Raw genomic sequence first — 13,514 nt, 5'->3', positions numbered from 1 at the left:
CCGTCCCGTTACCTTGTTGCACTTCACGGCGGCATCCCCCCACCGGCCTCGCTCCACAAACAAAAAAAGCCGCCTCGGGAGGCGGCTTTTCGCTGATCAACTGGTCGAGTTGGCTTACTTGTTGTCTTCGTCCTCGTCCGTGCTTTCGGCAGACTTCAACGAGTTCAGTTTCGCAAAAACAGCGTCCGCATCGATCTCTTCTTCCTCTTCGCGGCGCTTCGGTGCGCTCGTATCGAAGGAGAATGCCGAAGCCAGTGCCTCTTCGCTGGTGGTATCATCAACAGATGCCAGGGTTTCCTGCACGGCTTCAGCCGACGGAAGCGGTGCGTTTTTCGCCGCCTTTTCAACTTCCATATCGAGTTCCAGCTGACTGCACAGGCCGAGTGTGACCGGATCGGATGGCGTCAGGTTGGCCGAGTTCCAGTGCGTCCGGTCGCGGATTGCCGCAATCGTCGGCTTGGTGGTGCCAACAAGGCGCATGATCTGCGTATCCTTGAGTTCCGGATGGTGGCGAACCAGCCACAGGATGGCGTTCGGACGGTCCTGACGGCGCGAAACGGGCGTATAACGCGGGCCCTTGCGCTTTGATTCGGGAACCGAAACCTTCGAACCCTGCAGTTTCAGATGATAATTCGGGTCGTTTTGGGCTCTTTCGACTTCTTCCCGGCTCAGCTGGCCGGTCAGGATCGGATCCAGACCCTTGATCCCTTGCGCGGCTTCACCATCGGCAATCGCCTTGACCTCCAACGGGTGGAGCTTGCAGAAGCTCGCGATCTGCGTGAAGCTCAAGGCCGTGTTATCGACGAGCCAGACGGCGGTTGCCTTCGGCATAAGCGGCGTGTTCGCCATCGGTCAATATCCTCTTGTATGCTCCCTCGCCCGGCAGGGCGCTGAAGCGAAGGTTCATTCCAAATTGATCAGGAGATTTCCACCTATATATGGCTTTTCAGCCACGAAGGCAAATCAACAAGCACAGTCCGTCTCATTTCATTATCAGCAGCAAATCAGGCCTCTTCGGAAACCCGGAGCATGATCTTGCCGACATGACCAGAGGTTTCCATCCGCCTGTGTGCCTCTGCCGCCTGATGAAGCGGAAAGGTCGAATCAATCACCGGCCGGATCGTCCCGGCCTCGATCAATGGCCAGACCTTCTCTCGCAGAGCCGCAGCAATCGCCGCCTTGTAGGCATCGTCGCGCGGACGCAAGGTAGATCCGGTATGCACCAGCCGTTTCATCATGAGCCTTGCAAAATTGACGTTTTGCGAAACCCCGTTCAGCGTGGCGATCTGGCAGATACGTCCTTCCACAGCAGCAGCTTTCCAGTTCTTTTCGACATAGTCCCCGCCAACCATATCGAGAATGACGTTGACCCCCTGCCTGTTCGTCACTGTCTGTATGACCTCGACGAAATCCCCGGTCCTGTAGTTGATCACGTGGTCCGCACCAAGCGCCTTCGCAGCCGCCGCCTTTTCGTCAGATCCCACGGTCGTGAACACTTCCGCACCAAACGCCTTCGCCAGCTGGATGGCCGTCGTCCCGATACCGGACGTGCCACCATGAACCAGAAACCGTTCACCGGCTGTCAATCCGGCCCGGTCGAACACATTGCTCCACACAGTGAAAAAGGTTTCTGGCAGCGACGCAGCCTCGATCATCGACAGATTCATCGGCACCGGCAGGGCCACACCCGCGTGGACCTTGCAATATTCTGCATATCCGCCCCCGGGAGCGAGTGCCGTCACCCTTGATCCGACCTCGACAGACTGCACGGCCGGTCCAACGGCCACCACGGTGCCCGCGACCTCCAGACCCGGCAGATCAGATGCGCCTTTCGGCGGCGGATACGCACCCATGCGCTGCAGGACATCCGGGCGGTTGACCCCGGCGGCGGCCACCTTGATCAGGATCTCGGTCTCGTTCAGCACCGGCAACGGGCGTTCTTCGGCAACCAGAACCTCCGGCCCGCCCGGTCCGGTCATCGCGACCACTGTCATTTTTTCAGGTTGGCCGTTCATTGCATGCTCCCTCTTGTCATCCCATGTTGGTGTAGCCCGCTGGCTGCAGCCTGACAATCGAGCGGGAATTTGTTAGGCTGAGAGGTTGGTGCCTTGTGTCGGATCTGAACGGAAAAGGGCGAGCATATGAATATTTTTGACGATGACGGCTTGAAACCCGCAAAAGCGGTCGAGATCGTTGTGGGGCAAGATCTGAGCAAGCTGTCGGAAAAAGATCTGACCGAACGGATCTCGTCGCTTGAGGCTGAAATCGAACGCACAAGGGACACGCTGAAACATCGCGGATCGGTGCGCAGTGCCGCCGACGCCCTGTTTTCCAAACCCTGACCACGCCCCGTTCAAGTTCCGCAAAAAGTCTGAAGGACCCGTTCTTCGGGCTTCGCAGGACGGGCGAAGCGTTCGAGACCTGCCCTTTCGGTGAATGGATCAGCAAGCACAGACATCAGGGTCTCAAACGGCTCAAAGTCTGCACCGTCTTCCGCCGAGCGTATCACGTCTTCGAGCAGATGATTACGCGGCATATAAAGCGGATTTACCGCCCGCAATCTTGCAGCACGGTCCTCTGAAGACAACGGGTCCCGCTCCAAACGGGACTGATACCGCTCAACCCAGCCCTCGATGACTTCCGGATCTTTAAAGAACAGCTCTCCGGCTTTTGCCTGCGCCGGCGCTCCGGTGCCGACCAACTCCGCCAGCCCCCGGAAGGTCAGGGTGAAATCCGCCTGCTTGTGCGCCATCAGGTCCAAAAGGCCTTGCCCCAGATCACGGTCGCCGCTTTCCTTTGTAGCCAATCCAAGTTTTCGTCGAAACTCGGCAGCCAGCGCCTGCTCGAAAAGGTCCGGATAAGTATCCACCATCGACTGCGCCTGAGCGATGGCCTTGTCCGGATCGCTATGCAGCAAAGGCAGCAGGCATTGCACGAGTTGCACAAGATTCCAGTGCGCGATCGCGGGCTGGTTTCCGAATGCATATCGTCCGTTCCGGTCGATGGAACTGAATACGGTGCCCGGATGATACGCTTCCATGAATGCGCAAGGACCATAGTCGATGGTTTCGCCAGCAATGGACGTGTTGTCCGTGTTCATCACCCCGTGAATGAAACCTGCCAACATCCATTTGGCGATCAGAGTGGCCTGGCCGCCGAGCACCCTTTCGAAAAAAGCCGCCGCAGGCTGATCAGCTTCTGCAGCCTCGGGAAAGAGCCGGTCAATTGCGTAGTCTGTGAGAACCTTGAGTGCATCCGTGTTGCCACGCGCCGCAAAATACTGAAACGTGCCCACCCGCAAGTGGCTTTGGGAAACCCGGGTGAGAACCGCTCCGGGCATCGGCCGTTCGCGCATCACCGCCTCGCCAGTCCGGACGGCTGCAAGTGAACGGGTCGTCGGAATGGCAAGCGCGTGCATCGCTTCACTGACGATGTATTCCCGTAGCACCGGCCCGACACCGGCCCGGCCATCTCCCATTCGCGAGAAAGCGGTCCGGCCGGAGCCTTTCAACTGAATGTCTCTGCGAATGCCGTCCGTTCCGACGATTTCACCGAGAAGAATCGCTCGGCCGTCGCCCAGCTGCGGAACGAAATTTCCGAATTGATGCCCGGCATAGGCCATTGCCAGTGGTGCAGCGCTTTCCGGTACATGGTTCCCGGCAAGCAGGCTCACGCCTTGTGCCGTTTCAAGATCATCCGGGTTAAGACCAAGAACCTCCGCAAGCGCATGGTTCACCTTGATCAGGGACGGGTCTTCAACCGGCGTCGGCGCACGCAGTTCGAAAAAGCCTTCGGGAAGGCGCGCATAACTGTTGTCGAACGCGATTTTCAACCTTCCAGCCACGGATTGTTTCATTTCGTTCCTCCACGGCCGAATCACGCAGCCTCAAAACAGCACCCAAATGCGTATGTAGGATTTCTTCAACACTGGTTAAGAGCATTTGAAACAGCGGTTGCACAGATTTCGATCCCAGCAATCGCGAAAGGACATTACTTAAATTCACATCGTTAATTCGACCTAAATCAAAAACAAGTAAAAACAACATATCTCAAACGACACAATATTTATTGCATTACCCTAGGTTCATTTTTACCCATCAATCTATTGATTAACCCATTTTTAATTATTTTAAATCATAACAATAGTCATCCAGTCATCTGGATCTTGAGTGGCTCCTGTCCACTCTGTTTGACGCCTCCCTGTTAAAGACTTAGAGCCACGGTTGCCGTGGCTCTTTTTTTCAGGCCCTCCTCCGACTATGATGTGAAAAGGTCGACACTGACCATCGCGGACCTGCGTTGGCATGATCGTTGCTCAATCAAGGGCGTGGCGGGGCATTGTTCCCGTAAGAGACGGCCGACGATATTATCTGGACGGGATCGGCTGATCCGGTTGCAGCTATTGCGGGCACGGGGCAAAGAAGCAAAGGCGTATCGATCACATGACGGACACCACCAAGACCAGCGGCGCACCGCCCGAGACCGTTCACTTCGCGAACAGGCTGGCAAGCTCGGACAACTTCGAAATCCTGTTTCGGGAAGGCATGGCACTTGTCGAGGAAACGGCCGTCTACCTTGATGGATCGGGCCGGCAAGAGGCCAAGGCGCTGGAGCGGCCCGCATCGCTTGCTTATGCCGCCGAATCGATGCGTCTGACGTCCCGCCTGATGCAACTGGCCTCATGGCTGCTGCTGCAGCGCGCTGTCAATGAAGGCGAGATGTCCCGTGAACAGGCCGGAAACGACAAGAACAAGGTGGACATCGAAAAACTAAGCACCCCGGCAACCAGCCCTGCATTTGACGACCTGCCTGAAAACTTCAAAACGCTAATCCAACGATCCATCCGGCTTCAGGAACGGATCGTTCATCTCGACACAATGCTCTACCGTTCCGCAGAACCCGCATTCGAGGCTGCCAATGACGGCAATCCGGTCGCAGCCCACCTCAACCGGCTCCACGCTGCCTTTGCGCAATAAGGCGGCGCTTTTCAGGGTTTGCTCTGGTACGAACGAAAGAAACTCATTGCGCATGGAAAAGGGCGTACAACAGGCACCATGGCCAGATGTTGTAGCATCCAAGAAAAAAGCCCGGCAAAATGCCGGGCTTTGGTCTGTTTCGCGGCTGTTCCGATCAGGAACCGAGGAAGCCGGCGAACTTGTTCTTGAAACGGGACACCCGGCCACCACGGTCCATCAGCTGACGGTCACCACCGGTCCAGGCCGGATGAGACGTCGGATCGATGTCGAGCTGCAGCGTGTCGCCTTCCGCACCGTATGTGGAACGGGTGGTGTATTCGGTACCATCAGTCATGACGACCTTGATGGTGTGGTAGTCGGGATGAATATCCGCTTTCATGGCCGGTCCTTTCACTCACCCCTAAAGCACATCGGCGACTCGGCCAGGCGTCGGGGCGAAATTTTACATAAGGCAATCGGTCCGGTCAGGACCATGCCCCCAGAAACATGAGGCGGGGATATACCGCAAGGAAGCAGTTGGCACAAGGCAAAAAGACACGGATGGCAGCGTAGTTTTTTTAAAGCCGTTTCCGGCCTGCGGCGAATACTACGGAACAAACCGCGAGGTCTACAAACCGGTCAAAGCCTGCTATCTACAGCCGGGATTTACAGATGCCATCCAAGCCGGAGACGAGTGTGCGAAACGGGCGTGCCAAAAATGCAGATCAACGAGACACAAAGAACAGGCGCAGTCTGCGCCCGCTAGCCCGGTTGCTGCCCTATCTCTGGCGCCACAAGAAGATGGCGGCCGGAGCCATTCTGGCGCTTGTCTCGGCCGCCCTGATCACATTGATCCTGCCCCTGGCCATCCGCCGGATGATCGATTTCGGCTTCGGCGCTGACGATCCTGCCCTGATCAACGCCTATTTTTTCGTGTTGATCGGTGTCGTGGCCGCCCTCGCCCTTGCCAGTTCCATCCGGTATTTCCTTGTCAACTGGATCGGCGAGCGGATCGTTGCCGAGGTGCGCAGCGATGTTTTTGCGCATATGACAGAACTGAGCCCGGCCTTTTATGACAGTGCCCGATCCGGTGAAATCCTGTCGCGGCTGACAGCCGATACGACCCAGATCAAATCCGCATTCGGCGCCAGTGCGTCTCAGGCCCTGCGGAACTTCATGATGTTTGTCGGCGCCGTTGTCATGATGGTTGTCACCAGCCCCACACTCTCGCTCATTGTTCTGGCTGCCATTCCCGTCATCGTCGTTCCGCTGATCGGATTTGGACGGTCCGTGCGCAGGAGGTCCCGCTACGCCCAGGACACACTGGCAGACGCCAGCGCCTATGCCAGTGAAATGCTCGGTGCGGTCCGCACCCTGCAAGCCTACACGAACGAAAGCTTCGCCACCGGACGCTTCCAGTCGGCGGTCGAAAGCGCGTTTCGCGCAGCGCGCAAGGCGGCCGCCGCACGCGCCATCCTGACGGCCTTTGCCATTGTCATCATCGGTGCCAGCATTGTTGCGGTCTTGTGGATCGGCGCGACCGAAGTGTTTGACGGCACAATGACCGGCGGCGAACTGAGCCAGTTCCTGATCTATTCGATCCTTGCCGCAAGTTCCCTCGCGACTCTGTCAGAAGTCTGGGGTGAGTTGTCACAAGCCGCCGGTGCCGCCGAAAGGCTGAGCGAGCTGCTCGATATTCAGTCCGATATCGCGTCCCCCCTGGCTCCCTTGCCCTTGCCTGCATCGCCCAAGGGCGAGATCCGGTTTGAAAACATCGCCTTTACCTACAAGGGCACCGAGCATGTTTCGGTCATCAAGTCACTTGATCTTGTAGTTGAACCAGGAGAGACCGTTGCCGTGGTCGGCCCATCGGGTGCCGGAAAATCTACCCTGTTTCACCTCTTGATGCGCTTTTACGACCCGGACAGTGGCCGGATCCTGCTCAATGGCCGCGACCTGCGCGAGATGGATCCAAAGACCTTCCGGAAAGAGATTGCCCTTGTGCCTCAAGAAGCTGCAATTTTCGGCGCGACCATTGCCGAAAACATTGCCTATGGTCAGACCGGCGCCACACCGGCGGACATCAAGGCAGCCGCGGCAGCAGCCCATGCCACCGGTTTCATCTCGGCCCTTCCGGACGGCTTCGATACCCGCGTTGGCGAGCGGGGCGTCACGCTTTCGGGCGGTCAGCGCCAGAGGATCGCAATCGCCCGTGCCATCTTGAAGAACGCACCCGTTTTGTTGCTGGACGAAGCAACCAGCGCGCTCGATGCCGAAAGCGAACATCAGGTTCAGCTTGCCCTTGAAAGCCTGATGGAAGGCCGCACAACACTGGTCATCGCCCACCGGCTCGCGACAGTCTTGAAAGCCGACCGGATCATCGTGATGGACGAAGGCAGGATTGTCGAAACCGGCACCCACGCGGAATTGAGCACCCGCAACGGGCTCTATGCGAAACTTGCGCGGCTGCAGTTTGATGCCGCCGCCGAATAGCCCGTTGAACCATCCGCCAGTCTGGTTGGTTAACCGACACCACACTTGCCAAGGAGCTTTTCCTAGTCCTGCATCTATGCGGTTACTCGTTGAACACGCCGTTTAAAACTGCAACAGCTTGGCTTCATTAGATTATTGGGAATGACTATGACTATCCGCGTTGGTATTTTGGGGATCAGTGGGTTCGGCGGCGGCGAAGCACTCCGCCTGATTGCCGGTCACCCGCAATTCGAATTGGTTTTCGCTGCAGGCCAGGGCAGCGCCGGGAACCGTGTGGCCGATCACTTTCCGGGTGTATCCGGCAAAATCGCAGATTTGGCGATCGAGAAATGGAACCCTGCAACCCCTCCGAAGCTTGACCTTTTGTTCGCGTCTCTTCCTTCCGGCACGTCGGCTGAAGCGCTAGCACAGGTTCCAAAAGGCGTGAAAATTGTCGATATCGGTGGTGACCATCGCCACGTCGAGGGTTGGGCATACGGCTTGGCTGACGTGTGGCCGACCCGAATCGACGGACACAACCGTGTTGCCAATCCCGGCTGCTTTCCCGCGGCGACGCTGAATGCGCTGGCACCACTACTCGTCAATCATCTGATTGAACCGGGAAATATTGTGATTGATGCTAAGACCGGAATATCTGGCGCAGGTCGCGGCAGTGCGGACAGCCATTTCGGCTTCGCTGCCAGCAACGAAAACTTGCAGCCCTATGGTCTGCTCAAACACGTCCACATGCCCGAGATGGCCAAGACCATTGAACTATTGAGCGGAGGTGACCCTGCCGGGCTGGTGTTTACACCACATCTGGTGCCGATGACACGAGGTGTTCTGGTTACCATCTATTGTCGAGGCAGCGCTGACACCAACCAGTGCCTGAATGCTGCAAGAAGCTTTTACGCTGATCGAGCATTTGTTCGCGTGACCGACAAGCCGCCGCAAACAAAATGGGCTACCGGATCCAATCTGTGTTTCGTCAACTATGCGGCTGATCAGGAACGGAACCTGATCATTGCAATGGCCGTAATTGACAACCTCGGAAAGGGAGCGGCAGGTCAGGCAATTCAAAATGCCAACCTGATCTTCGGACTGCCAGAAACGGCAGGACTGGACGGGCTGCCTGTATGGCCATGATACACTTGACAGCAGGAGTGTCACGCCGGGTTTGACAGCGTGACACAATGCTCACCAAGTCCGGTTCAACCGGCACCCGCGATCAATCGTCCGGGACTTCGACCGTGTAGTTCAGCGGCATCCGTCCACCATCGGCGAAAATGGTCTGGCCGGTGACATAGCTAGCATCCGCAGACGCAAGAAAAGCGGCAACGCCAGCGATTTCCGAAGGCTCACCGATACGCAACATGGGGGTTCGGGACAGAATACGGTTCCGGGCAGCCGGATCACTGTTCACCGACGCGAGCATTTCGGTCATGATCGAGCCCGGACCGATTGCATTCACCCGGATCCCGTATTTGGCCAGCGCCAGAGCCGTTGTCTTGGTCAACTGGGACATACCGCCCTTGGAAACGCAGTAAGGGATCTGGTTCGGGATTGCGATCACCGAGTTGACCGAAGACATGTTGATGATCGCACCCGGGTCCCCGCCATTTTCGACTTTTTCAACCATGTGACGCGCAACCGCCTGAGAACACAGGAAAGCGCCCTTCAGGTTGATCGACAGGACCCGGTCGAAATCGTCTTCTTCCAGTGCCAGGAAGTCGGCTCCGACCACAACCCCGGCATTGTTTACAAGGATATCGATGTCGCCATGGGCATTCAGCGTTTCCGCCACGAGATTGCGTACGTCCAGACGCTCGGCGACGTTGCAATGAATATAGCTGATGTCGCCATATTGCTTGAGCTCTTCAGCGGCTTCCTCGCCGGCGGCATCATCCACATCCGCGATAACCACCTTGGCTCCATCCATGACAAAGCGTTTGGCAACGGCAAAGCCGATGCCGCGGGCAGCGCCGGTTATGATGGCAACCTTGTTTTCAAGAGACACGAAAGACCTCTGGTTTCTAGTGACAATGACAGAGCGGCAAACACACATCAGGCCGCCAATTGGCGACCTGACCATATGCGCCCGCAGGAATCATGTCGATGCCTGTTTTGCTTCTACGCTACCCGTTCCCTGCGCATTTGCGGGCCGAGGTCTGCATTCCCATTGAAACAAGACAGGGTCTAGTCAACTGTCTGCGAAGCTCGGATTTCGGCAATCGCATCTTGGTAGCTCTGCTGGCCTTGAATTGCCTCTGCATAGGCCGCACCAAGTTTCTGACCGGCAACAACATCAGCCGGATAATGTACACCAGCAATCACCCGGCCATAACCGATCTGGCTGGCGAGCGCAGTCAACTCCTCAGCCTTGTCCGGGAACAATCCAGCCAGAAGTTTGCCGTAAACCATGGACAATGTGGAATGCCCGCTGGGGTAGCTCTTGACAGGGTCGGGCTCGACCAATGGTTTGACCAGATCGCTTGCAGAAAACGGCCTCGGCACATCGTAATCGGCTTTCAAAACATCGACGTTCGCGTAGACCTCTGCTTTCACATCGGCAAAAAGTTTATCAAGTGCGGCTGCGTTCACTTGCAGAAGGTCTTCTGAAATGATCGGTGCAAACGTCGCCAATGAAAGTTTCTCGGTTCGCTTGGCAAAAGAGATTTGTTGAGGCGTTCTGGTACGTTGCATCCATAGAACGGTCTCCAATTGAGCGAATTTTTCCTCAGAACCCGCGGCCGGCGGCGGGCCGATCAACTCCGCACCATTGATGGCAGCTGCCGGCAAATAAATGCTTTCCCCGCTGGTTTGGGCGTACCCCATGGCCGGAAACAAAGCCAAGATAACAAACAAGACCGGGATCACAACACGCTTTGTCAACTTATATCTCCAGATTAAACATTTACGATCCGCACTATTCAGTCCTCTCGCTTACAATCAAATTACATAACCGTAATGCAGGAATTCCGGAGATCCACTCGCTTGAAAGCCCGCGCTGTAAAGCGCGAACTTCGCCTGCTTAGCAGCAGCACTCCGCAATTTTGCCTCAAGGCAGGCTGCCGTTTTATGCAGACCGCGACAAACCATGCTCCTGCAGCGCGGACGTGATTTCGTCCAGGATAGCCGGATCATCGATTGTGGCCGGCATCTTGTACTGTTCACCGTCTGCAATCTGACGCATGGTTCCGCGCAGGATCTTGCCGGATCGCGTCTTGGGCAAGCGGTCAACCGTGATGGCAATCTTGAACGCGGCCACCGGCCCGATGCGTTCGCGGACAAGCTTGATCAACTCGGCCTCGATCTCCGCATGCGGCCGGTTGACGCCCGCCTTCAAGACGACAAAGCCGCAGGGAAGCTGCCCTTTCAACTGGTCGGCAATTCCGATCACGGCACACTCTGCAACATCCTTGTGTGCCGCAAGGACCTCTTCCATGGCACCTGTAGACAGCCGGTGACCGGCAACATTGATGATGTCGTCTGTGCGGGCCATGATCGACAGATAGCCGTCCTCGTCGATCATCCCTGCATCGGATGTCTTGTAGTAGCCGGGGAACTCGGCGAGATAGGAATCATGAAACCGCTTTTCCGCATGCCAGAGGGTCGGAAGACATCCCGGCGGCAACGGAAGCTTCACCACGATGTTCCCAAGCGCGTCCGGGGCCAGCGGGTGTCCTGCATCATCAAGGATTTGGACGTCATACCCTGGCATTGGCACTGTCGGAGACCCCGGTTTGACCGGCAGGCGCCCGAGCCCCAGCGGGTTGCCGACAATGCACCAGCCCGTTTCGGTCTGCCACCAGTGATCGACAATCGGCACGTGCAGTTTTTCGGCAGCCCAGTTCACAGTCTCCGGATCCGCACGTTCGCCCGCCAGAAATAGAGAACGGAACAGCGACAGGTCATGCAGGTCCAACAATATGCCGTCGGGATCTTCCTTGCGGATCGCCCGAAAGGCAGTCGGCGCGGTGAACAGCGATACGACATTGTGTTCGGAAATCACCCGCCAAAAGACACCGGCATCCGGCGTCCCGACCGGCTTGCCCTCAAACACCACCGTCGTACAGCCATGAAGCAAAGGTGCGTAGACGATATAGGAATGACCCACGACCCAGCCGACATCGGAGGCTGCCCAAAAAACCTCTCCGGGCTCAATGTCGTAAAGATTGGCCATCGTCCATTTGAGCGCGACCATATGGCCGCCATTGTCCCGAACCACCCCCTTGGGCTGACCGGTCGTTCCGCTGGTATAGAGAATGTAAAGCGGGTCGGTTGCCTTGACCGGGACACAATCAATCTGACGCCCGGATGCCTGCGCATCCGCCATCAGTGCGCCAAGGTCAAAGTCTCGGCCATCAATCATGTCCGCGGCAGCCTGTTGCCGCTGGATGATCAAGCAGCAATCGGGCTTGTGGCCGCATTGCTCGATTGCTGCGTCAACGAGAGGTTTGTAGGCAATCACCCGTCCCGGCTCAATTCCGCAGGAGGCGGCAATGATCGCCTTTGGTGTGGCGTCGTCGATCCGTGTCGCCAATTCATTGGCCGCAAATCCTCCGAAGACAACGGAGTGAACCGCCCCGAGCCGTGCACAAGCCAACATGGCCATCACCGCTTCCGGGATCATCGGCATGTAAATGATGACCCGGTCGCCCTTCCCGATCCCCTTGTCGGACAAGACGGCGGCCATCGCCTGCACCCGATGCAGCAATTCTTCGTAGCTGAAGGTCTTTTTGGTACCGGTAATCGGACTGTCATAGATGAGTGCGGGTTGTCCGCGCCTGCCATGTTCGACATGCCGGTCCAGACAATTGTAGCAGGTGTTGCACTCCCAGTCTGGAAACCAACGGCCATACTGCCCCCCGTCCGGGTCGAAAACGCTTTCGCTGCTGGATATCCAGTCGATACCCTCAGCCGCCATGCGCCAGAAACCGGGCGGGTCCTGTTTCCAGGACTGATAGATTTCGTGATACCGGCTTGTCATCTTCACCATCCTCCCTGGCACAAAACCCGGTGGCACACGGCCCCGGTTTTGCTCCACAGTGGGGTATCTTAAGGTAATCTTGCAAGCCTGTGGCGGGTAAGACATTCGAAGGGATCGTGACTTTACGTAGGCAACTCAAGAACAATGCCCCTGACCATCCGGCTGCCTTGTGCAATTTTTCCTCCCGGAAATGGGGCGCCCAAGATCGGCACAGTGTCAGCTGGTCATTTTTTCCCCCAAGATGCCACGCGCCACCAGCCACAAGCGCCGCGAAAGCCCTGAAAAATAATCAGAAAGCTGCCGCGTAGGGATTGTACATAATTTAACAATTTTCGGTTTGGCTATACAATCAAACCACGAAGGTTCGACGGATGCCCTCGCGCCCACGATTACAAAGCATGTTCCATGACATTTCATTCAGATAACGCTTCCAGCCGTTTTTTGGCCTTCGTGCAGGCACCGCGGCGCTTTGCCCTGGGCATCCTTGTCAATGTGTTTCTGCTTTTCAGCGGTCTCAACTCCGCCGAGGCGCGCAGCGGAGATGCCAACAGCTATTTTGATTGTCAGCATTTCATGTCATTCATGGACGGCATCAATGGCACCGAATGGGACTGGCGCGAGACACAAATCGCTATCAACACGTTCAACGACATCGATCGAAGCGATATCGAGCACTTGTACCTGTCTTGCTATGCCGTACTTCTTGATGTCATCTCCCGGCAAAGTCTCCAGGACAAGTTTCACGTCCTAAAGCAGCAAATGGCATTGGTGAGCGTGACCGAAGGGGATTTGTTGCTGATCAAGAACATCCCGGATGATATTGTGCATGACCGCAAACTCTATCAGTTGCTGTCCGGTTACATCCGGTATGTTACGGACCGCTTGACGGTCATCCTGCTCAACGGCGACATCGTCCGGAAAAACACAATCGCTTATAATTGCCTGCAAGACCTGGGCATTACGGACGTCTGCGTACACATCCTGAAAAAAGATTACGCGCGGTTCCGTTCGTCCAGGGTCGAGCGGGATATCAAAAAGCTCATGAACCCCGGCTATACGCGGCGGGACCCCTTCATCTCGCCTTATCCGCAATAGGC

General features: G+C 56.7%; 12 protein-coding genes. 5 read left to right on the top strand and 7 right to left on the bottom strand.

Annotation, left to right across the window (positions count from 1 at the left end; genetic code table 11):
* Positions 1–114 precede the first annotated feature (114 nt).
* Positions 115–849, bottom strand: coding sequence for a DUF1013 domain-containing protein (locus E1297_RS29570; RefSeq protein ID WP_155144572.1), 735 nt, complete (start codon positions 847–849; stop codon positions 115–117).
* Between the two features lie 155 nt (positions 850–1,004).
* Positions 1,005–2,015, bottom strand: coding sequence for an NAD(P)H-quinone oxidoreductase (locus E1297_RS29565; protein ID WP_155144571.1), 1,011 nt, complete (start codon positions 2,013–2,015; stop codon positions 1,005–1,007).
* Positions 2,016–2,141: 126 nt separating this feature from the next.
* Between E1297_RS29565 and E1297_RS29560 the strand changes: the two genes are divergently transcribed.
* Positions 2,142–2,342: a DUF1192 domain-containing protein gene (locus tag E1297_RS29560; protein ID WP_155144570.1), complete on the top strand. Its 201-nt coding sequence runs from the start codon at positions 2,142–2,144 to the stop codon at positions 2,340–2,342.
* A gap of 11 nt (positions 2,343–2,353) precedes the next feature.
* Here E1297_RS29560 and E1297_RS29555 read toward each other — a convergent pair whose 3' ends face one another.
* Positions 2,354–3,856, bottom strand: coding sequence for a YdiU family protein (locus E1297_RS29555; protein WP_155144569.1), 1,503 nt, complete (start codon positions 3,854–3,856; stop codon positions 2,354–2,356).
* A 586-nt stretch (positions 3,857–4,442) separates the two neighbouring features.
* On the opposite strand from E1297_RS29555, the gene E1297_RS29550 reads away from it, so the two are divergent.
* Entirely contained in the window at positions 4,443–4,976 is a 534-nt protein-coding gene (locus tag E1297_RS29550) for a DUF1465 family protein (protein WP_155144568.1), read from the top strand.
* 154 nt (positions 4,977–5,130) lie between these two features.
* On the opposite strand, the gene rpmE is transcribed toward E1297_RS29550, so the two are convergent.
* On the bottom strand, positions 5,131–5,355 hold the full coding sequence (gene rpmE / locus E1297_RS29545) for a 50S ribosomal protein L31 (protein ID WP_155144567.1): 225 nt from the start codon (positions 5,353–5,355) through the stop codon (positions 5,131–5,133).
* 272 nt (positions 5,356–5,627) lie between these two features.
* On the opposite strand from rpmE, the gene E1297_RS29540 reads away from it, so the two are divergent.
* Positions 5,628–7,448: an ABC transporter transmembrane domain-containing protein gene (locus E1297_RS29540; RefSeq protein ID WP_155144566.1), complete on the top strand. Its 1,821-nt coding sequence runs from the start codon at positions 5,628–5,630 to the stop codon at positions 7,446–7,448.
* Positions 7,449–7,595: 147 nt separating this feature from the next.
* Positions 7,596–8,573: an N-acetyl-gamma-glutamyl-phosphate reductase gene (gene argC / locus E1297_RS29535; protein WP_155144565.1), complete on the top strand. Its 978-nt coding sequence runs from the start codon at positions 7,596–7,598 to the stop codon at positions 8,571–8,573.
* A gap of 82 nt (positions 8,574–8,655) precedes the next feature.
* Here argC and E1297_RS29530 read toward each other — a convergent pair whose 3' ends face one another.
* From E1297_RS29530 to E1297_RS29520, 3 genes are all read right to left on the bottom strand, one after another.
* Positions 8,656–9,444, bottom strand: a complete 789-nt coding sequence (locus tag E1297_RS29530; protein WP_368669726.1) for an SDR family NAD(P)-dependent oxidoreductase — start codon at positions 9,442–9,444, stop codon at positions 8,656–8,658.
* A 179-nt stretch (positions 9,445–9,623) separates the two neighbouring features.
* Positions 9,624–10,319 (bottom strand): phosphatase PAP2 family protein, encoded by a 696-nt coding sequence (locus E1297_RS29525; protein ID WP_155144564.1) that lies wholly within the window; start codon positions 10,317–10,319, stop codon positions 9,624–9,626.
* 184 nt (positions 10,320–10,503) lie between these two features.
* On the bottom strand, positions 10,504–12,417 hold the full coding sequence (locus tag E1297_RS29520) for a propionyl-CoA synthetase (protein WP_155144563.1): 1,914 nt from the start codon (positions 12,415–12,417) through the stop codon (positions 10,504–10,506).
* A 405-nt stretch (positions 12,418–12,822) separates the two neighbouring features.
* Here E1297_RS29520 and E1297_RS29515 point away from each other — a divergent pair, with 405 nt between their 5' ends.
* Complete coding sequence (locus tag E1297_RS29515; RefSeq protein WP_155144562.1) at positions 12,823–13,512, top strand: hypothetical protein; 690 nt, start codon at positions 12,823–12,825, stop codon at positions 13,510–13,512.
* Positions 13,513–13,514: the final 2 nt, after the last annotated feature.

The organism is Roseibium sp. RKSG952 (assembly GCF_009711355.1).
Note: the sequence above shows the minus strand (reverse complement) of the source record. Positions and strands in the feature narration are given on the sequence as shown.